The 20,200-nt window shown below is 71.2% G+C and carries 19 protein-coding genes; 6 read left to right on the top strand and 13 right to left on the bottom strand.

Annotated features, from left to right (window positions below):
* The 4 genes from A6A25_RS13410 to A6A25_RS13395 form a co-directional block, all read right to left on the bottom strand.
* Entirely contained in the window at positions 1-681 is a 681-nt protein-coding gene (locus A6A25_RS13410) for a peptidyl-tRNA hydrolase (RefSeq protein WP_143193168.1), read from the bottom strand.
* 14 nt (positions 682-695) lie between these two features.
* Positions 696-1,922, bottom strand: a complete 1,227-nt coding sequence (gene serB / locus A6A25_RS13405) for a phosphoserine phosphatase SerB (RefSeq protein ID WP_073889086.1) — start codon at positions 1,920-1,922, stop codon at positions 696-698.
* A 90-nt stretch (positions 1,923-2,012) separates the two neighbouring features.
* Positions 2,013-3,800 (bottom strand): aa3-type cytochrome oxidase subunit I, encoded by a 1,788-nt coding sequence (ctaD, locus tag A6A25_RS13400; protein WP_073889083.1) that lies wholly within the window; start codon positions 3,798-3,800, stop codon positions 2,013-2,015.
* A gap of 408 nt (positions 3,801-4,208) precedes the next feature.
* The gene (locus A6A25_RS13395) at positions 4,209-5,006 is read right to left on the bottom strand and encodes a hypothetical protein (protein ID WP_143193138.1); all 798 of its coding nucleotides are present in this window, start codon (positions 5,004-5,006) and stop codon (positions 4,209-4,211) included.
* A 354-nt stretch (positions 5,007-5,360) separates the two neighbouring features.
* Here A6A25_RS13395 and A6A25_RS13390 point away from each other — a divergent pair, with 354 nt between their 5' ends.
* From A6A25_RS13390 to A6A25_RS13375, 4 genes are read left to right on the top strand one after another with little or no spacing between them, the layout of a single operon-like run.
* Entirely contained in the window at positions 5,361-6,119 is a 759-nt protein-coding gene (locus A6A25_RS13390) for a phosphotransferase (protein WP_158073728.1), read from the top strand.
* 22 nt (positions 6,120-6,141) lie between these two features.
* Complete coding sequence (locus A6A25_RS13385) at positions 6,142-6,819, top strand: response regulator transcription factor (protein ID WP_073889074.1); 678 nt, start codon at positions 6,142-6,144, stop codon at positions 6,817-6,819.
* Positions 6,816-8,096, top strand: a complete 1,281-nt coding sequence (locus A6A25_RS13380) for a HAMP domain-containing sensor histidine kinase (RefSeq protein WP_073889071.1) — start codon at positions 6,816-6,818, stop codon at positions 8,094-8,096. Before A6A25_RS13385 ends, A6A25_RS13380 begins: the two co-directional genes overlap by 4 nt.
* Positions 8,096-8,704, top strand: coding sequence for an HD domain-containing protein (locus A6A25_RS13375; RefSeq protein WP_073889068.1), 609 nt, complete (start codon positions 8,096-8,098; stop codon positions 8,702-8,704). The genes A6A25_RS13380 and A6A25_RS13375 overlap by 1 nt, the downstream gene beginning before the upstream one ends.
* Here A6A25_RS13375 and A6A25_RS13370 read toward each other — a convergent pair.
* The 8 genes from A6A25_RS13370 to A6A25_RS13330 all read right to left on the bottom strand — a co-directional run bounded on the left by A6A25_RS13370 (position 8,679) and on the right by A6A25_RS13330 (position 16,964).
* Positions 8,679-9,251 carry a 1,2-dihydroxy-3-keto-5-methylthiopentene dioxygenase gene (locus A6A25_RS13370; protein WP_073889065.1) on the bottom strand — a complete coding sequence of 191 codons (573 nt, stop codon included), beginning with the start codon at positions 9,249-9,251 and terminating at the stop codon, positions 8,679-8,681. The genes A6A25_RS13375 and A6A25_RS13370 overlap by 26 nt on opposite strands.
* Before the next feature lie 3 nt (positions 9,252-9,254).
* Positions 9,255-9,839 (bottom strand): methylthioribulose 1-phosphate dehydratase, encoded by a 585-nt coding sequence (mtnB, locus tag A6A25_RS13365; RefSeq protein ID WP_073889062.1) that lies wholly within the window; start codon positions 9,837-9,839, stop codon positions 9,255-9,257.
* Positions 9,836-10,501: an acireductone synthase gene (mtnC, locus tag A6A25_RS13360; RefSeq protein ID WP_073889059.1), complete on the bottom strand. Its 666-nt coding sequence runs from the start codon at positions 10,499-10,501 to the stop codon at positions 9,836-9,838. The genes mtnB and mtnC overlap by 4 nt, the downstream gene beginning before the upstream one ends.
* The gene (locus tag A6A25_RS13355; protein WP_073889056.1) at positions 10,494-11,501 is read right to left on the bottom strand and encodes a s-methyl-5-thioribose-1-phosphate isomerase; all 1,008 of its coding nucleotides are present in this window, start codon (positions 11,499-11,501) and stop codon (positions 10,494-10,496) included. Before A6A25_RS13355 ends, mtnC begins: the two co-directional genes overlap by 8 nt.
* Positions 11,501-12,625: an acyl-CoA dehydrogenase family protein gene (locus A6A25_RS13350; RefSeq protein WP_073889053.1), complete on the bottom strand. Its 1,125-nt coding sequence runs from the start codon at positions 12,623-12,625 to the stop codon at positions 11,501-11,503. The genes A6A25_RS13355 and A6A25_RS13350 overlap by 1 nt, the downstream gene beginning before the upstream one ends.
* 92 nt (positions 12,626-12,717) lie before the next feature.
* Entirely contained in the window at positions 12,718-13,602 is an 885-nt protein-coding gene (locus A6A25_RS13345; RefSeq protein WP_073889050.1) for a hypothetical protein, read from the bottom strand.
* 1,083 nt (positions 13,603-14,685) lie between these two features.
* Positions 14,686-15,759 (bottom strand): hypothetical protein, encoded by a 1,074-nt coding sequence (locus tag A6A25_RS13335; RefSeq protein ID WP_143193137.1) that lies wholly within the window; start codon positions 15,757-15,759, stop codon positions 14,686-14,688.
* A gap of 110 nt (positions 15,760-15,869) precedes the next feature.
* Positions 15,870-16,964 (bottom strand): hypothetical protein, encoded by a 1,095-nt coding sequence (locus tag A6A25_RS13330; RefSeq protein WP_073889041.1) that lies wholly within the window; start codon positions 16,962-16,964, stop codon positions 15,870-15,872.
* Between the two features lie 199 nt (positions 16,965-17,163).
* Here A6A25_RS13330 and A6A25_RS13325 point away from each other — a divergent pair, with 199 nt between their 5' ends.
* Both A6A25_RS13325 and A6A25_RS13320 read left to right on the top strand, forming a co-directional pair.
* Positions 17,164-17,400, top strand: a complete 237-nt coding sequence (locus tag A6A25_RS13325; protein ID WP_073889038.1) for a hypothetical protein — start codon at positions 17,164-17,166, stop codon at positions 17,398-17,400.
* A 67-nt stretch (positions 17,401-17,467) separates the two neighbouring features.
* On the top strand, positions 17,468-18,310 hold the full coding sequence (locus tag A6A25_RS13320) for a hypothetical protein (RefSeq protein WP_073889035.1): 843 nt from the start codon (positions 17,468-17,470) through the stop codon (positions 18,308-18,310).
* A 116-nt stretch (positions 18,311-18,426) separates the two neighbouring features.
* On the opposite strand, the gene A6A25_RS13315 is transcribed toward A6A25_RS13320, so the two are convergent.
* Positions 18,427-20,193 (bottom strand): family 20 glycosylhydrolase, encoded by a 1,767-nt coding sequence (locus A6A25_RS13315; protein WP_073889032.1) that lies wholly within the window; start codon positions 20,191-20,193, stop codon positions 18,427-18,429.
* Positions 20,194-20,200 lie beyond the last annotated feature (7 nt).

Here is a 20,200-nt window from a genome sequence, read left to right as displayed (position 1 = left end):
TCAAACGTTGACGGCGACCGTGGCGGTGCCGGGCGCGACCTCGGTGTACCCGGCGTCGCGCACCAGCACGACGTCCGGCCGCGCCACCAACGCGTCCCAGTCGGCCGCGGCCGGTGTCCGCACCGCGCACCGGTAGTCCAGCGCCGCCCACTCCTTCAGCTCCGCGTCGGACAGGTGCGGCGCGAGCAGCATCGACGCGTGACCCACCTGGGCCGCCGCCTTGCCCGCGGTCATCTCGACCCGGGGGTTCAGCCAGAGCTCGTGGGCACCGGCGGGGACCGGACCGGGCTCGTCGGCGGGCAGCTCACTGCCCGAGATCTGCAACCGGCTCAGCTCCTTGGGCAGGTCCACCACCCGGCCGGGCACGAACGCCCGCACCGACGCGCTGCCGACCGTGATCGTCACCCCGGGCAACGACTGCACGGCCTCCCAGTGCGCGCCCCGTGCCCGCCGCGTCACCTTCCGGATCCGACCGCGCACCCACGCCACCAGCTCGTCGTGCCACTCGCCGCCCGGCAGCGCGCGGTCGTCCAGGCACACCGCGATGGCGGCGGCCGCGGCGGCTTCCAGCACGTCGGTCCGGGACGGCGGCGCGGACCGCTCGATCCGCAGCACCACGGGCATCGCCCGCACCGACTCCGGGTCCTCCTCGTCGGTCGAGTAGTGCCGGTCCACCAGCATCCGCAGGATCGGGTTCACAGCCGGTTCAGCTCCAGACCGTCCGCCGCGTCCGCGGCCTCCACCTCCGCGCGCGTCACGCCGAGCACGAACAGCACCGCGTCCAGGAACGGGTGCGACAGCGCCGTGTCCGCCACCTCCCGCAACGCCGGCTTGGCGTTGAACGCGATGCCCAGCCCGGCCGCGCCGAGCATGTCGATGTCGTTGGCACCGTCACCGACGGCGACGGTCTGCGCCAGCGTGACGCCCTGCTCGTCGGCGAACCGCCGCAGCGCCACCGCCTTGCCCGCCCGGTCCACCACCTCGCCGACGACGCGTCCGGTCAGCTTGCCGTCCACGATCTCCAGCTCGTTGGCCGCGCAGAAGTCCAGGCCCAGCTCGTCCACCAGCCGCTGGATGACCCGGCCGAACCCGCCGGACACCACACCGCAGCGGAACCCGAGCCGCTTGAGCGTGCGCACCGTCGTGCGCGCGCCGGGCGTCAGCTCCAGCGACCCCGCGACCTCGTCCAGCACGGACTCGTCCAGGCCCTCCAGCAGCGCCACCCGCCGCCGCAGCGACTCGGTGAAGTCCAGCTCGCCCCGCATCGCCGCGTCGGTGATCTCCTTGACCTGCGGCTCCACCCCGACGTGCGCGGCCAGCATCTCGATCACCTCGCCCTGGATGAGCGTGGAGTCGACGTCGAACACCACCAGCCGCTTGGCCCGCCTGGTCAGCCCGGCCCGTTCCACCGCGATGTCCAGCCCGCCGCGCACCGACACCTCGGCCAACGCCGACCGCAGCTGCGCGTCACTCTCCGGCGTGTCGTCGGCCACGGAAACCCGCAGCTCAAGGCCGGTGACCGGGTAGTCAGCCACGCCGCGGATCGCGTCGATGTTCACGCCGAGTGACGCCAGCCGCCGCGCCACCTCGGTGAACGCGCGGGCCGTGACCGGGCGGCCGAGCAGGATCAGCACGTGGCTGGACTCCAGCCGCGCGGTCCGCTTGGAATCCGCGCCGATCTCCACCTCGACGTGCATGGACACCGTCGCCATGGCCTGCTCGACGGCCTCCTGCAACCCCTCCGGGTCGTGGTCGGCCGCGACGAGCACGCCGAGCACCAGCCGGCCGCGGATGACGACCTGCTCGACGTCGAGGATCTCCACGCCGTGCCTGGTCAGCACCGCGAAGAGCACGGAGGAGACCCCCGGCTTGTCCGGTCCGGTGACCGTGATCAGGACGGGCGTGGCGCTGGGCTTGGTCACTGATGGCTCCTATGCCAGACAGCGGCGAGCCCCGACAACCGGGAACGGTCGTCGGGGCTCGCCGTTGAACCTGTGCTCAGGTTACAAGCGTTACTTGTGGTCGCCCTCGGTCCCTTCCGAGGCTGTGCCGGATTGCACAGCCGCGGCGGCCACCTCGGACGGCGCCTTCGGGGCGTCCTCGTGCGCGATCGCCTTGCCGGTGAACGTCACGTGGGCCTCGTTGTGGATCCGCTCGATCATGTGCGGGTAGTGCAGCTCGAACGCCGGCCGCGCGGAGCGGATGCGCGGCAGCTCGGTGAAGTTGTGCCGCGGCGGCGGGCACGAGGTGGCCCACTCCAGCGAGTTGCCGAAGCCCCACGGGTCGTCCACGTGCACCGTCTCGCCGTAGCGGTAGCTCTTGAAGATGTTCCAGATGAACGGCAGCGTGGACGCGCCCAGGATGTACGCGCCGATCGTGGAGATCGTGTTCAGCGTGGTGAAGCCGTCGCTGGGCAGGTAGTCCGCGTACCGGCGCGGCATGCCCTCGTTGCCCAGCCAGTGCTGCACCAGGAACGTGGCGTGGAAGCCGAGGAACGTGGTCCAGAAGTGGAGCTTGCCCAGCGGCTCGTCCATCATCCGGCCGGTGATCTTCGGGAACCAGAAGTAGATGCCCGCGAAGGTGGCGAACACGATCGTGCCGTACAGCACGTAGTGGAAGTGCGCGACGACGAAGTACGTGTCGGACACGTGGAAGTCGATCGCCGGCGCGGCCAGCAGGATGCCGGACAGACCACCGAAGAGGAACGTGACGATGAAGCCGATGCTGAACAGCATCGGTGTCTCGAACGTCAGCTGCCCCTTCCACATCGTGCCGATCCAGTTGAAGAACTTGATGCCGGTCGGCACCGCGATCAGGAACGTCATGAACGCGAAGAACGGCAGCAGCACCGCGCCGGTGGCGTACATGTGGTGCGCCCACACGGCCACGGACAGCGCCGCGATGCCCAGCGTCGCGTAGACCAGGCCGTTGTAGCCGAAGATCGGCTTGCGGCTGAACACCGGGAAGATCTCCGACACGATGCCGAAGAACGGCAGCGCGACGATGTAGACCTCGGGGTGGCCGAAGAACCAGAACAGGTGCTGCCACAGGATCACGCCGCCGTTGGCGGGGTCGAACACGTGGGCGCCCAGGTGGCGGTCGGCCAGCAGGCCCAGCAGCGCGGCGGTCAGGATCGGGAACGCCAGCAGCACCAGCACGCTCGTCACCAGGATGTTCCAGGTGAAGATCGGCATGCGGAACATGGTCATGCCGGGCGCCCGGAGGCAGACCACGGTGGTGATCATGTTGACCGCGCCGAGGATGGTGCCCAGACCACCGACGACCAGGCCGGAGATCCACAGGTCGGCGCCGACGCCGGGCGAGTGGATGGCGTTGGACAGCGGGGTGTAGGCGAACCAGCCGAAGTCGGCCGCGCCGCCCGGCGTGAGGAAGCCCGCCATCACGATCAGGCCGCCGAACAGGTACAGCCAGTACGAGAAGGCGTTCAGCCGCGGGAACGCCACGTCCGGCGAGCCGATCTGCAGCGGCAGGATGAAGTTGGCGAAGCCGAACACGATCGGCGTCGCGTAGAGCAGCAGCATCACCGTGCCGTGCATGGTGAACAGCTGGTTGAACTGCTCCTGCGAGAGGAACTGCATGCCCGGACGGGCCAGCTCGGTCCGCATCAGCATGGCCATCGCGCCGCCCACCATGAAGAAGGCGAACGACGTGACCAGGTACATGATCCCGATCTGCTTGTGGTCCGTGGTGCGGAACATCCGCAGCAGGAACGAACCCTTGACCGCCTCGCGAGTCCCGAAGGGCCGCGTTGCGATCGGCTGCGGGGCTACGGCCGTCACGGTGCCTCCTGCACTGTCTGGTTCTGGCTGCGCCGGTGGGTGGCGCCGCCGGCTCATCGGATCGTAGACGGCCGCGTTCCGGGCCTCTGCGCTGGGCCGCTACCTGGATCAAGTGAGGTAGCGCAGGTCACAGTGTTGGATGGCGCCGCCTCCGGCGTCGCGGGGCGAGGTCGCCCGGAAGTCGACCGCTCGCGTCCTGATTCCCGACGATCGAAAAGCGTGATCGCCGGGAATCAGGACGCGAACGATCGACGCGACCTCGCGGGGGTGTGACGGGGAGGTCGAGGTGGAGGTAGGGCGATCGTCCGAGCCGGGCGCGACGGGGAAGCGTGCGGGAATGGTGAGGGAGCACATGAGGGCCGCCCCCGCCGGAGCGGGAGCGGCCCAGAGGTGCTGTGGTGCGGTTGGTCAGCGGCGCAGGAGGCCGCGCAGCTTCGGGGAGGCGACGAAGGCGGCGCCGGCGGCGACCAGGCCCAGGCCCGCGATCAGCATCCAGCCGCCGTTGTAGCCGGTGTTGGCCAGGTCACCGTCGTTGGCACCGGCCGCGACGGCCGGGACCGTCGTGGTGGTGGTCGGAGTGGCCGCGACCGACTCGTTGGTCGTCGGGGCGACGGACTCGCCCGGGTTCTCCTCGTCGGGGTTCTCGCCCGGGTTTTCGCCGGGGTTCTCGCCAGGGTTCTCGCCCGGGTCTTCACCGGGGTTCTCGCCCGGGTTCTCGCCGGTCGGCTCCTCCGACGAGGTGTCCTCCTCGACGCAGAAGAACCAGTGGCTGATGTCGGCGGCCTTGCCGCTGTTGTTGATCGGCGCGGTCAGCTTCTCCCACGACAGCTCGCCCAGCGGCTCGGTGCCGTCGGGCGCGTCGACGTAGTAGACGTTGGAGTCGTTGCCGCCCTTCACCACGACACCGGTCACGGTGTAGCCCTCGAGGCCGCCCGTGATGGTGATCGACCGCAGGCCGTCGGCGGTGTGGGGCAGGGTCTTCGAGGTCGAGCCCTCCGGGAGGTCGCCGTCCATCGCCGTGCCGGTCAGGCCCGCCCTCTCGCAGACGTTCTCGTGGTTCCACTCGAGGTTGCCCTCGACCAGGACGGCGCGGGGGTCGACGGGGTCGGGCTCGGGCGAAGCCGAGGCGGTGCCGCCCAGCAGGCCGGCGGTGCCGAGGGCGAGCAGGGTTGCTGCTCCGAATAGGCGACGGGAGGTCATGCGCATGGTGCTGCTCCGCAGGTTCGAGGGCTGACCGGGGGATAGAACTACACCGGCCGTCCCTCTATCGAGGTAGCCCATTCAGATGACGCGGGTTGCCGTCTATTCGTTATGAGTCGGTGATGTTGCCGGTCAGTAGCCAGGCGCTCACCGGCGCAGGCGCTTGCGCAATTCCGAGGAGGCGAGGAACGCCGCGCCGGCGACCAGGAGGCAGATGCCGGCGAAGACCAGCCTCCTGTTCAAACTGGCAATCGGCGGGTCAGGCTGGTCCGTCCCCCTCTATCGCGGTAGCCCGATTGGATGATGTGCACCGCGACCAACTCGTTATGCGCCGCTCGCGTGGAATGCCAGAATTCCCCCGTGGCGGGGAGGTCCGCGGTGCGCGAGGTGGGGCGGTTGGCCCGCCGCATCGGGCTGCCCGGTGACGACCCCGAGGTGCTCAAGGACGGCTACAACCTGCTCGTCCGGCTCCGTCCCGCGCCGGTGGTGGCCCGGGTCGCCACGGTGACGGCGGTGGTGCGGGCGGACGTGTTCGAGCGCTTCCGCCGGGCCGACGAGCTGAGCCGGTTCCTGGCCGGGCGCGGTGTGCCGGTGGTCGAGCCGTACGGGCTGGGGCCGGTGCGGCACGCGGGGCTCGTGGTCGCGTTCGCCCGGCACGTCGAGCACGACCCGGAACGCCTGCCGGACCGCGCGTCGTTCACCGCGATGCTGGCCGAGCTGCACGGCGAGCTGCGGCACTACCCCGGTGAGCTGCCCGAACGCGGTCCGCTGACCGATCTGGACGCGGCGTTGTCACTACTCGGGCGGCCCGCGGACCTGGTCGCCGCACGGGACGCGCTGGCCGCGCGCTGGCCCGAGGAGCCCGCACAGGCGCTGCACGGCGACGCGCACGCGCGCAACGTGCTGGTCACCGCGTCCGGTCCGGTGTGGAACGACTTCGAGGACGCCTGGCACGGCCCGGTCGGCTGGGACGTGGCGTGCGCGAACGGCCTGGTCGACGAGCCGATCGACTACCCGGCGGCGGACGTGCCGTTCTGGCTGGAGCTGCGCGACCTCTACGGCGTGTGCTGGACGCGGGTGCGCGACCTTTACCGAACCCGAACACTCCCGCGCCCCTGATCGCCACCCGCGCCGTGCCACGATGCGCGGCGTGCAGGGACTCGTGCTGGTCGTGGAGGACGAACGGGCCATCGCCGACCTGATCTGCCTCTACCTGCGCCGGGACGGGTTCGGGGTGCACGTGGAGGCGGACGGGCACGCGGCGTTGGCGGCGGTGCGGCGGCTGAAGCCGGTGGCCGTGCTGCTGGACGTCGGCCTGCCCGGGTTGGACGGGGTCGAGGTGTGCCGGGCGCTGCGCGCGGCGGGCGACTGGACGCCGGTGCTGTTCGTGACCGCGCGCGACGACGAGGTGGACCGGGTGCTCGGGCTGGAGCTCGGCGCGGACGACTACGTGACCAAGCCGTTCAGCCCGCGTGAGCTGGTGGCCCGGGTGCGCACCGTGCTGCGCCGGGGAACGCCGCAGGTCAACCCGGTGCACGTGGTCGGCGACGTGCGGCTGGACGGCGACCGGCGGCGGGTGTGGGCCGGTGCGGACGAGGTGGCGTTGACGTCGACCGAGTTCGACCTGCTGGCGCACCTGATGCGGCATCCGGGGCGGGTGTTCGCGCGGGAGCAGCTGCTGAGCGCGGTGTGGGGTTACGCGGCGGCGGCAGGCACGCGGACGGTGGACGTGCACGTGGCGCAGCTGCGGGCGAAGCTTGGTGAGCGCAGTCCGATCAGGACCGTGCGCGGGGTCGGCTACTCGGCCGAGGCGTCGTGAGGCGCACGAGCCTGGCGTTCCGGATCACGGCGTTGTGCCTGGCGGTGGCCGGTGTCGCGGTGGTGGTGGCGGGGCTGGTGTCGGCGCGGCTGGTGCTCACGGCGTCACGTGAGGCGGCCCGGCAGGCGTTGGCCGACCAGGCGGACGTGGTGGCCGGTCAGGTGGACGCGGGCCGGGCCGGGCGGCTGCGGGTGGTCGAGGTGCTGCGCGGGCAGGGCATCGCCGTGGTGCTGATCGGGCCGGACGGTGGGTTGGCCGGTGAGCCGAGGGCGGTGCGCGCGGTCCGTGACGCCGGGGGCAGGTCCGGCCTGGCGGGCACCCGGCTGGTCGAGGTGCGTGACGGTGTCGCGCTGGTGCAGGAGACGGCGACGGGCAACGGACCGGGGTACCGGTTGGTGCGCAACATCGCGTTCGCGCTGGGTGTCGGGTTGCTGGTGGCGGCGGTGGCCGGGTTGTTGCTGGGCAAGCTGGTCGCGCGCCCGTTGCGGCAGACGGCGGCCGTCGCGCGCACCATGAGCGGTGGTCGGCGTGACCTGAGGGCGCCCGAGCACGGTCCCGCGGAGGTCGCCGAGGTCGGTGGCGCGGTGAACGCGCTGGCCGACGCGTTGGCGCGCAGCGAGGCCAGGCAGCGGGAGTTCCTGCTGTCGGTGTCGCACGAGTTGCGCACGCCGCTGACCGCGGTGAGCGGGTTCGCCGAGTCGCTGGCCGACGGCGTGGTGTCCGGGTCGGAGGTGCCCGCGGTCGGCCGCACGATCTCCGCGGAGGCGCACCGGCTGGACCGGCTGGTCACCGACCTGCTGGACCTGGCCCGGCTGGGCGCGGACGACTTCCGGGTCGACCTCGCGCCGGTCGACCTGACCGAGGTCGTTTCGGCCGCCGCCGAGGTGTGGCGGGCGCGGTGCGCGGCGAAGGGCGTCGAGTTCCGGCTGGAGCTGCCCGCGCACCCGACCGTGCGGACGACGGACGCCCGCCGGTTGCGGCAGGTGCTGGACGGGCTGCTGGAGAACGCGCTGCGCCTCACGCCCGCCGGTCGGCCGGTGGTGTTGGCGCTGCACGACGTGCTGCAGGTGCGTGACGGTGGTCCGGGGCTGTCCGAAGAGGATTACCGGGTCGCGTTCCACAAGGGTGCGCTGCACGCGAAGTACGAGCGTTCCCGGCCCGTGGGCACGGGTGTCGGCCTGGCCTTGGTGCACGGCCTGGTGACCCGGTTGGGTGGCACGATCGAGGCCGGTCCCGCGCCCGAGGGCGGCGCGGCGTTCACGGTGAGGTTGCCCTGATGCTCGAACTGGAACGGCGGTGGCACGAGGCGGTCCGTGAACTGGGCGGCACGCGGGGGCCCGGCGACCTCGCCGACCGGTACGCCGAACCGCACCGCGGCTACCACAACGGCGAGCACGTGCTGGCCGTCGTGCGGGACGTGAACCTCCTGGCCGACGACCGCACGCCCCGCGAGCGCGCGGTGCTGACGTTGGCTGCGCTGGTGCACGACGTGATCTACGACGGCGTGCCGGGCGAGGACGAGCGTCGCAGCGCCGAGTGGGCCCGTGAGCGGCTCGCCGGCCTGCCCGAGGCCGACGAGGTGGCTTCGCTGGTGCTGGCGACCGCCGAGCACACCTCGGACGACCCGCTGACCTGCCTGCTCCTGGACGCCGACCTGGCCATCCTCGGCTCCGACCCGGCGACCTACGGGCGCTACCGGACCGCCGTGCGCGCCGAGTACGCGCACGTACCCGACGACGCGTGGCGGGTCGGTCGGGCGAAGGTCCTGCGCTCGTTGGCCGCGCGCGACCCGCTGTACGCCACGCCGCGCGCACGGGCCCGGTGGGAGGCACGTGCCAGGGCCAACCTGGCCGCCGAGCTCAGCTCGCTCGGTGACCCGCCATGAGCGCGTCGAACGTCGGGAACGCCTTGGCGATCTCGCTGCCGGTGAAGTTGCCGACCCAGCCGTCGTCGTCGTGGAAGAACCGGATCGACACGTAGTCCGGCCGGGTGCCCATGTCGAACCAGTGCGTGGTGTTCGCGGGCACGCTCAGCAGGTCGCCCGCCTCGCACAGCACCGCGTACACGCGTTCCTTGACGTGCAGGTAGAACACGCCGGAGCCGCGGGCGAAGAACCGGTCCTCGTCGTCGTCGTGGGTGTGCTCGGCCAGGAACTTCAGCCGCGCCTGCCCCGCCGAGGCCAGCCACTCCGGGTCGTCCGACGGCGTCATCTCCATCGCGTCGACCAGGATGTAGCCCTCGGTCTCGGTGACGCGGGCGACCTGCTCGGCGTACACCTCCAGGGCGTTCTCGCTGGTCACACCGGGGATGACGGGCCACTGCTCGTAGCGGACCCCCAACTGCTTGAGCTCCACCGCGATCTCGGCCGGGTCGGCGGTGCGCACCAGGGCGTTCTCCGGGTCGGTGTCCGACCACACGGTCAGCAACGTCATCGCCTACCTCCTGTGGGTCTCGGCTTTGAAGCGCAACAGCCACTCCAAGCACTCCAGCCGGTGCCGCGCCTGGTAGAGGTCGTCACCCCACACGTACACCCCGTGCCGGGCGACAATCAAGGCCGGGACGTCCTTGCGGAAACCGGCTTCGAACGCGTCGCCGAGCACCCGCATGTCCTGGCTGTTGGGCACGACCGGGATCACCACGGACTCGTGCGCCTGGCGGCCGAAGCCCTTGAGCATCTCCAGGTCGCGCAGCTCGACGCCCTCGGGCCAGTACTCGGCCGCGACGACGGGTGCGAGGGCGTGCACGTGGACCACCGCGCCCGCACCGGCCACCGCCGCGATCCGCCCGTGCAGGCCCGCTTCGGCCGACGGGACGCGCACCGGGTCGTCCGTGCGGCCTTCGGCGTCGATGACCACCACGTCGTCGGGCGTCAGCTCGCCCTTGTCCTTGCCGCTGACGGTGACCGCGAGCCGCAGCGGGTCGCGGTCCACGACCACGGACAGGTTGCCCGACGTGCCGCGCATCCAGCCCATCGCGGTGTACCGGGCGCACTCGGCGGCCAGCGCCTCACCGGGCGTCACAGGCCGCTCACCGTCCGGTGTGGACCGAAGTCCGCGTCGCCGTACGGCTCGCCCGGACGTGCCACGCCCACGGTCCGCCACCCGGCCTCGGCGGCGGCGTCCAGCTCGGCGGGGACGTCGGAGTAGAACGTGATGTCGCCCGCGCCGAGCACGGAGGCGATCTTCAGGTAGGACGCGGCCTCGCGCTTCGGCCCCGCGTTCACCGTGTCGAAGTGGTACTCGAACAGCGGCGTGAGGTCACCGTCCGTGGTGTGCTTGAAGAACGCCACCTGACCGGCCACCGAACCGGAGGAGAACACGGCCAGCTTGGCGCCCTCCGCGTGCCACTTGCGCAGCGCGGGCACGACGTCCGGGAAGAACTCGGCCACCAGGTCGCCCTGCGCGTATCCGCGCTGCCAGATCAGGCCCTGCAACGTCTTCAGCGGCGTGACCTTCTGGTCGGCGTCCATCCAGCCGTGCAGCACCCGCACCAGCTCGTCCGTGCCACCGTCCACACCGGACAGCTCGCGGATCTGCGCCACCGCATCGACCACGGCCGGGTCGTCGCCGTGCTCGTCGATCCACGGCCCGAGGCGCGGCCGGGCGTAGTCGTACAGCGTGACCAGCACCTGGTCGGTGGCGCTGAGCGTGCCCTCGATGTCCAGCACGACCCATTCAGTCATGAACGTCCCCAACGTAGTAATCGGCCAACCCGTGCGGAGCGTACGCACCGCGGTCGGTCACCACCGTCGTCACGAACCGCGGCGGAGTGACGTCGAACGCCGGGTACAGGCCCCGGGCCCGGTCGGTGGCCGTGCGGCGGCCCAGCGTGTGCAGCACCTCGTCGCCCGGCCGGTACTCGATCGGCACGTCGGCGGCGGTGGGTGCGAGGCGGTCCGGTGCCTGGACCATGGCCAGGAACGGCACGTCGAACGCGTGCGCGGCGACCGCGAGGCCGAGCGTGCCGACCTTGTTGACCACGTGCCCGTCCATGGTGACGCGGTCGGCGGCGGTCAGCAGCACGTCCACGTCGCCGGTCGACATGACCGCCGCGCCCATGCCGTCGGTGATCAGGGTCGTGTCCACGCCCATCTCCCCCAGCGTCTCCGCGGTCAGGCGGGCGCCCTGGAGGTACGGGCGGGTCTCCGTGCACAGGAACCGCAAACGCTTGCCCATGGCTTGAGCTGCGGCGACGGTTTCGGTCAGGTAGAGGTCGGCCCAGCAGTGCGTGAGCACGGCGCCCTCGTCCGGCAGCAGTTCGGCGGTGTGCGTGCCGAGGCTGCGGCTGCGGCTGCGGTAGCGCTCGTCCCCCGCCTTCGCGCCTTCCAGCGCGCCGGCTTCGAGGTCGTCGTGCGCGTCGACCCCGGCCAGCACGGCGGCTACGGCCTTGCGCAGGTGGTTGTTCGTGCGGCGGGTGGCGACCAGGAGCTGTCCGGCCTGGTCGAGGTGGGCGCGGGCCTCGGCACGGGGCAGGCCGCGGGCCTCGCGGGCGGCCAGCACCATGCCCCACAGCGCGGCGAAGTACGGGCCGGAGGACTGGGTGACCATGTCCTCGATGGCCTTGGCGACCTCGCCGACCGTGCCGCAGCGCACCCAGGTCTTCTCGAACGGGAAGTCGCGCCGGTCCAGGATGTGCACGCCGTCGTCCTCGAGGCGCACGCTGCGCGCGAGCAACGGCTCCATCAGCTGTACCCGGTGAACGGCGCCTGCTCGCCGGTCAGGTAGTACGCGCCGACCTCGCGGGCCTTGTACGACACCGGGTCGTGCAGGGTGAGCGTGCGGGCGTTGCGCCAGAACCGGTCGAACGCGTAGCCGGCGGCGGTGGCCCGCGCGCCGCACAGCTCGAACACCCGGCTGGTGGTCTGGTTGGCGACCTTGGTGGCGACGACCTTGGCCGACGAGATGGCGGCGGCGGTCGCGGCGCGTTCGTCGCGGGTCAGGTCGGCGCCCCGGCGGGAGGCCTGGTCGAGCAGGTCCGAGGCGTGGTCGGTGAGGAACCCGGCGGCCTGCGCCTCGGCGACCAGTTCGCCGTACGTGCCCAGGATGTAAGGGTCGGCGGTGGCCGTGTCGACGCCGCTGAGGAACCACGGCCGGGTGGTCGTGCGGGTGTACTGGGCGGCTTCGGCCAGCGCGCCCTCGGCCATCGCCACGTACAGCTGGGCGAGCACGAGCTGGAAGCCGAGCGCGGCCAGCGACAGGCGCGGGCTGGTCTCGTCGTGGGTGCCGAGGACCTGGTCGGACGGCACGTGCACGTGGTCGAACACCACGCCACCGCTGGCGGTGAGGCGTTGGCCGATGTTGTCCCAGTCACCGGCGTAGGTGATGCCGTCGGCCTTGGCGTCGAGCGTGAACGTGAGCTTGTCACCGGTCTCGGTGTGGGTGGCGCTGACCACCAGCCGGTCGGCCACCGACGCGCCGGTGGCGAACGTCTTGCGCCCCGTGACCTCGAACCCGCCGTCGACCGGCCGCAGCTCCAAGGCCGCGTCCAACGGGTTGCTGACGCCCGCCCAGAAGACGTTGTCGCCCGGCTGGAAGCTCGGGTTGTCGAACAGGCCGCTGCGCCAGACCTGCAGGTAGTGGTAGCCGAGGAGGTGGCCGACGTTGGCGTCCGCCGCACCGACGACCCTGGTCACGGCCTGCTGCGTGGCCCAGTCGCCGATCGAGAGCAACCCGGACCGCCGCAACGCCCCGACCTCGGCCGAGGGCTCCGCACCACGCCGATCGCGCTCCGCCGCGTCCACCCGCAACGCCGCGGCCAGCTCCTCGGCGACGGTCAGCCACTTCTGCCGACCATCGGTGCTCGTCATGCCTTGCCTCCTGCCGTCGCGTTCCCAGCAGGCGAGCCTAATCGCCGCGGCGCGCCGTGGGCTGAGCGTTCCGCCACATGGGAGGCCTGGGGTCAGCGCCTCACGTAGCCGGCGTGCCCGACCAGGCCCAGCGCCGCCACCGAGTCCTCCAACCCGACCGCGCCACTCGGGAACGCCTCGACGTGCGCGGCCCACGTGCGCCGGTCCCGGGCGAGCGCGTCCAGGTACCGCACGCACAGCGACGGCTCGATGGCCTGGCAGCGCTTGCGGGCGGCGCGCAGCGCCATCTCCATCGGCAACGCCTGGTCGTCACGCGGTTCCCGGGACCTGATGCGGTCGAGGATGCCGTCGATCAGGGCCATCCGGCCGCGCAGGAACCCGTCCCAGTAGCTCTCGTCCGCCGCTGCCTCGAAGCCCCCGTTGTCGTCCAGCAGCGCGAACACCCCCTCGGCCAGGCAGTCGCCGAACTCCTCCATCTGCGCCCGCTTCTCGTCGGCGAACGGGTCGTACCGCTTCTGCAAGACCCGGCCCGTGACCGCCGACCGGCGCAGGCCCGCGTCGTCGAGCAGGAAGAACCAGTCCTCGTTGTAGATGGTCGGGAAGTAGGAGGTCATCGACTCGCGGCCGATCACCAGCGCGCCGCCGCCGATGAACGTGCCCTGGTCGCCGCCGGTCTCGCGGTGGGCGTGGCAGACGACCGAGTTGTCCGGGAACCCGCCGACGTCGAGCCCGACCGCGGCGTAGCCCAGCGAGACCAGTCCGGCCGCCGCGTCGAGGTCGGTGGAGTTCGGCACGGTGATGTCGTCGTCCAGGAACGCCACCCGCTCCCAACCGACCACCCGGGACACCAGCAGGCCGAGGTTGCGCTTGGAGCTGGTGTCGGTCTGGCGCACGAACTCCGTGGAACGCAGCAGGTCCGCGGTGGCCGACCGCGGCATCAGCGAGGCGGGCAGGCCGCGGACGTCGATCGCCAGCATCTCGACGTCGCTCGTCAGGGCTATGTTCGCACTATCACCGGAAGACGCAGCGCCGCTCGACAGCACCAACAACGGCACGGCGAGCCGAGTAGCGGTCTCGACCACCGCCCGCAGGTGGTATGAGGGCCGGTTCGTGGGCACGATGATCGCATCGACGCGGCAGGGCGGGGCCTCGGCTACCTCGACACCGACTCTGGCCAGGAGGTTCCGGTGCGAGCCGTGATGACTCTCCACCGTCGGCGCCGCCAGGTCCAATGCCCACCCTCCGTCCGCTCGAAGGGCGGTTGACGACGTGATCGGGAGCGCACGGGTCAACGCGCAGGTGACTTGGGAAGTTCCCCCGGGGCGTCGCCGCCGAAGGGCGGGTTCCCCGGCGACTCGCGCCGTTACGCTCCGGAGGGCGGGACGGGAGGCAGTGGGTGGCGGGCGAGCAGCGGGGCGACAAGGCCAACGACGTGTCGGGTACCGCAGGAGCCGTCGTGCAGGCCGCGTCGATCGCGGGTGGGGTGCACCTGCACGCCACCCAGCCCGGTCCGGTCCCGCCTCCGCACCAGCTGCCGCCCGACGTGCACGCGTTCACCGACCGGGTGGAGCAGCTCGCCGAGATGGACCTGCTGCTCGCGTCCACCGAGGGAACGCCCACCGCCGCCATGGTGATCTCCGCGGTGTCCGGCACGGCGGGAGTGGGCAAGACGGCGTTCGCCACGCACTGGGCGCACCGGGTCAGCGACCGGTTCCCCGATGGCCAGCTCTACCTCAACCTGCGCGGGTACGGGCCGGACGAACCCGAAGTCCTGGTGGAGGGCTTGGCCCGCCGGTCGCGGCACGACGACGCCGCCCGGCCGGAGTTCTGGCGGCCGGTCCTCCTGCGACGGCGCACCATGCTGCTTGAACTCGCCGACCGGCCGGCGGGGCGCGGCGAAGAGGTCGCGCGCACGGCCCTGGCGACACACGGCGACGACTGGCCGGTGCTCTTGGCCGCGTTCGTCGCCGACTGGACCCACGACCTCGCGGTGTGGCGGGCGTTCCTGCTCGGTCTGCCCGCGGTGGACGGGCTGGGCCGGGTCGCGACGTGGTGGGAGGTCACGCGCGCGGGCGGTAGTGGTGTGGCAGGCGCAGGCGGGTCAGCAGTTCCGGCAGGGCGTGGCCGAGGTGGCGGCGGCACGCCCCCTCGACGTGGTCGCGCCACACCTGGCGGTCGGCACGCCAAGCGGTGAGGTAGTCGACGCAGAGCTGCGGCTCGATGAGGCGGTTGCGACCACCGGCGGCCTTGAGGGCGGCGATCATCCTGGCCTTGGCCGGGCCGTCCGGCTGCGTGTCGCACACCATGGCGATGACCTCGTCGATGAACCGCCTGCGCCGGCCCAGGAACCACCGCCAGTACCCGACACCGGCCTCGGCTAGGCCGCGGCCGGCGTCGAGCAGGCCGAACAGCCCTTCGGCGAGGCAGTCACCCAGTTCCTCGGTGCGGGCCCGCATGGTGTCCCGGTACGGGTCGTACGGCTTCTGCAGCGCCTCGCCGGTGACCGCGGAAGGAGCCAGGCCGGTCTCGCCGAGCAGGAAGAACCAGTCCTCGTTGTAGATGTCGGGGAAGAACGAGGTGAACGACTCGCGGCCGACCGCCAGCGCTCCCGTGCCGATGAACGTGTCCTGGTCGCCACCCGCCTCGCGGTACGCGTGGCAGACCACCGAGTTGTCCGGGTAGCCGCCGACGGAGAGACCGACCCCGGTGAACGCGTCCAGCAGGCCCGCCGCGACACCCAAGTCGTCCGGCTGCGGGATCACCACGTCGTCGTCCACGTAGACGACCCGCTCCCATCCGGACACGGAGGCCAGCAGCAGCCCGAGGTTGCGCTTGAAGCTGGTGTCGGTGCGGCGGTCGAACCGGCCACCTCGCAGCATCGCCGTGGTGCGGAACGGGGGCAGGAGGTCCGCGGGTGCCTCGGCGGTGTCGACGGCGATCACCTCGACCCCGGCGCGTGCGGCGAGCGCGGTGGCCGCAGCGGCGGACGCGCGGCGGCTGCACAGCACGACCAGGGCGCAGCGGTGGTGCGCGGCGAGCGCGACGACGTGCTCCAGGTAGGTGGGGGTCCGCGCGGTCGGCACGATGATCGCGTCCAGCTCGGCCGGGACGGCGAGCGCGTCCCTGGTCAGCAAGTGGCGGTGGGAACCGTGGTGGTTCGCTGACCTGGGGCGCGCGACCGGTGCCGGGGCCGCGGTGCCCACCTCGGAAACGGGGCCCGCGGCGAGCACGGGAGCTGCGACGTTCAACTCTGGCCCTCCGGCCATTCGAAGACTCGGCACTCCGGCAGGTTCCAGTCCGGCGTGACCACTTGGCCGTTCACGACCGTCACCCTGGTGAGGATGCTGTACGAGGCCTGGCCGGGGAATCGCCGCTCCAGGTACTCCGCGTTCCGGTCGCGGAACCTGCCGTCGGTCAGAGCCCGCACGACGCCGAGGGTTCCCCTGCCGTACTGGCCGTTGCAGATCGTCACCGTTCGCTTGTGGTTGAACGGGTTGATGCCGCGGTAGAAGTGGCCGACGTCCTCCAGCAGCACCTCGCGGCCGCGGTGGTTGCCGAGCTTGGGCGAGAAAAGGCGTTCGCCGCCGTCGGGCTCGCGGACCAGGAAGCCGCCCGACTCGTCCTCCTCGTGCCGGGCGACCTGCGTGATCGGGAGGTCGACGCGGTCGAGGAGTTCGCGGGTGACGACGTTCCAGTCGACGCCGCCGAGCAGCACCAGGTGCGTGGTGTAGTCGTCGGGGGCCAGGTCGGAGGCGATGCGGAAGTTGACCTGGCTGCGCGGGTTGAGCGCGCGGATGTGGCCGTGCAGCTCGATCAGGGCGTCGAGGTCGGCGTAGGTGTAGAGCTCGACGTAGTCCGGCTGGGTCGGGTCCGAGTAGGGCATCCTGGCCCGCATGTCGGCCGGGAGCTGGGCGACGACGATGGTGATGTCGTGCCGGTCGTCGAAGTACCAGAAGCCGCGGTCGACGCGGTCCTGGGCGGGGGTCGGGTCGTCCTCGCGCTCGGCGGCGGCGCGCAGTTCGGTCAGCTCGCGCAGCAGTTCCTCGCGGTGGCGCAGCTCGTCGGCGGTCAGCTCGTCGACCGGGATCAGCCGGTAGGGGCGGGTGGCGACGGAGCGCTTGGTGGCGAAGAACGTGGCGTAGGTGGCGAGGCGGTGCAGCGGTGGCGTCTTCGGCTTGCTGCGGCTCTCCCAGGACGACAGGAGCGGGACGCTGGCCGGCTTCTCGGTGCTGAACGCCTGCGCGAGATCACTCTGAGTGATCGTCACATCGGGCCAGTGCACCTCGCGCAACGCCCTCAGGCGGTGTGCCAGCGAGTGGGAGTCCTCCGCAACGACCACGTCCCCGCGCCCTTCACTGAACTTCAGCGTATTAGCTGAAGCGTGAAACATACACGATCGAGCCGGAAAGGCACGACCCGATACCCCCATCAGGGGCTTGTCAGTCAACTACACCACACCTTACTCTCAAGTTACTGAGGTTCAGTCAACTTCAGTGAGTCGAGGTGAAGTTCACCCAGGAAGCCATCCGGGGGTCGTCATGAACATGCTCACCGCGTTAGCTCAAACCGCTGAGACCACCGAGTGGACGCCGCTCGTGGTCATGATCATGATCGGCGCGTTGGCGCTGGTCATGGGCCTGGCGAAGCTCCTGCGCCGCGTTCTCGCGATGCTCACCCGGGTCATGCTGTCGGCCGGTGCGGCGATGACCGGGATCGCCGCGATGCTCGCCCTCTGCACCGTGCTGACCACCGTTCTGCTGGTCTACGCCCGCTGAACCGCCACGTGCGGCTCACCCCCTTCGACTACGGTATGCGGGCCCGCATCGAAGGGGGAGTCGCACGATGGACTTGTCGCGCAGATCGTTCTCCGGGGGAACCGCCGTCGCCACCAGGGCGATCGCGACCCTCGGGACGTCCGCCGCGCCGGCCCGGGCGCCGCGTCCACACCGGCCGTCCACACCGCACCCGCCGTCCGCGCCGCACCTGCTCGAAGCCGAGCAGCTCGTCGGCTACCTGTCGTTGCCGACGTGCCCGTTGGCGAACAACACCTACAAGGAGCCGGACCAGCCGAACGTGGTCCGATGGGGCTCGCCCGGTGACGCGTCCGGGTGGGTCAACCAGAGCCAGTGCGCGTCGTTCCTGACCGCCGTGCTCAAGCGGACGTACCGGTGGGCGACATCGGGTTTCTTCAGCGCCCACTTCGGGGTGGCGAGCCCGTTCGCGCGGGACTACCGGGAGGCGTGCGCGGAGCGGGAGATCCCGCACTTCGAGCGCGTCACCAGGGTGGCTGACCTTCGCCCGGGTGACCTGATCGCTGTCGACTACCGCAACGACCAGGACACCAACACCGGGCACGTGGTGATGGTGCGTTCGGTGAAGGGCGTGTACACCGCGCCGAACCGCGGGCTGAACTTCGCCGGTGAGACGCAGTACGCGGTGGAGGTCGTGGACTGCACGTCCGAGCCGCACGGCGTGTACGGGGTGGGCAACTACTTCCGGTACCCGGACAACCGGATCTTCAACGCCACCGCGTCGACCGACGGTGCGGGTTACGGGCACATGATGTTCTACGCGTCCGACGTGACCGGCGAGTTCAGCCGGTACCGGTGGAGCGTGAACACGTCGTCCGCGGGCACCTTCGCGGTGGCCGAACGCCCGGTCTCGGCCGCCCGCGTCACGTCCTGAACGTTCAACTCGGCTGTTCCGAACGTAGGACACTCGCGTTCCGAACGTAGGACTCGCGCGTGTGTCCTACGTTCGGAACAGGTGTGTCCTACGTTCGGGACGCGTGAGTTGAACGTTCAGAGGCGTTGCCAGAGGGCGGGGACGTTCGGTGGTTCCCAGCCCGGTTGGGACGTGTGTGACTGGCGGCACTGGTAGGTGACGCCGTTGTAGGTGACCTGAGTGCCCGTCGTGTACGCGCGGTTAGGGGCCCAGGTGCCGGACGGTTGGGTGGTGGTGGTCGTTGTGGTGGTAGTGCCGCCGTTGTCCCAGGGGACCTGGGGTGAGCGGTAGAAGTCGATGCCCATCGCGGTCCAGCGGGGTGCTTGGGCACCCAGGCGGAGGCGGAAGGCGTCCCAGTTGTGCGTCGACCACGGTGACCAGCCCAGCTCGGCGATCGCGGACAGCCGGGGGAACGCCAGGTAGTCGACGTGGGCCGGCGTCACGACGGTCTCCGTCCACAGTGGAGCTTCCACGCCCCGCACCGCGGACTCGGGCACGCCGCTGACGTGCGTGCCGGGGTTCCAGTTGTAAGCGTCCTGGACCTCGATGTAACCGGCCCAGCTGAGGCCGATGGGCGTGCCGGAGTGGTACTTCATGTCCAGGTACGCCTTGTTCGCGGGCGACATCAGGATCTTCTGGCCACGAGCGGCGGCGTTCTGGACGACCGCGTTGGACGTGGTCGTGCCCCAGTACTGCGCGACCGCACCGGTGTCGGTGGTCGTCTTGACGAACTCGTGCCAGCCCATGGGCTTCTTGCCGTACTTGCCGACCAGCGGCAGCACCCGGTTCATGAACGCCTGGTACTCCTGGTCCGTGGTCGCGTGTGCCTCGTCGCCGCCGATGTGGAAGTACGGGCCGGGCGTCAGCGCGGCGATCTCGCGGATCACGTCCTCCACGAACGTGTAAGTGATGTCCTTGGACACGCACAACGACGAGTAGCCGACCGCGATGTCGGTGCGCAACGCGGGCGCGACGCCGTTGCAGTTCAGCTCCGCGTACGACGCCAGCGCCGCGTTCGTGTGGCCGGGCAGGTCGACCTCGGGCACGACGGTGATGTGCCGTGCCGCCGCGTACGCCACGATCTCCTGGTACTGCGCCTTGGTGTAGTACCCGCCCGGTCCGCCGCCGACCTGCGTGCTGCCGCCGTACGTGGCCAGCCGCGGCCAGCTGTCGATCACGATCCGCCAGCCCTGGTCGTCGGTCAGGTGCAGGTGGAAGTAGTTGACCTTGTAGAGGGCGAGCTGGTCGAGGTAGCGCTTGACCGTGGCGACCGGGTGGAAGTGCCGTGCCACGTCGAGCATCGCGCCGCGGTGGCCGAAGCGCGGGTAGTCGGTGATCGTCGCGCCGGGTACGGGCCACGGGCCGGGTTGGGCGGTCCGGTGCTCCACCTTGGCGGGCAGGAGTTGGCGCAACGTCTGCACGCCCGCGAACAGGCCCGCCGGGGTGTTGGCGCGCAGTTGCACGGACGCCGCCGTGACCGTGAGCTGGTAGCCCTGGTCGCCGACGGACGCGGGCGCGCCGCCGATGAGCAGCGCGATGCCGTCCGCCGGGGTGCCGGTGGTGTCGGTGACGGGCAGGGCGTAGCCGGTCGACGGGCGGAGCAGGGCGGCGAGGTGGTCGCCGACGGCGCGCGCGGCGGCCGTGGTGTGGATCCTGGTGTCGGCGGTGATCGCGTGCGTTACGCCGGCGGCGGGCTGCACCGAGACCGGTGCCGGGATGATGCTCTGCAGTGGTTCGGCGGCCGAGGCCGTGGTGGTGTCGGAGGCGACGTTCCACGCCACGGTCGCCGCGGACACCACCACCAGGACGGCGAGCGCTCGCGCCGTCCGCGCTGGGAGTTTCACCGTTGGT

Origin of the sequence: Saccharothrix sp. CB00851 (assembly GCF_001905065.1) — a bacterium.
GTDB lineage: Bacteria > Actinomycetota > Actinomycetes > Mycobacteriales > Pseudonocardiaceae > Actinosynnema.
The sequence above is the reverse complement of the archived record's forward strand: the minus strand, read 5'-3'. Positions and strand labels throughout refer to the sequence as shown.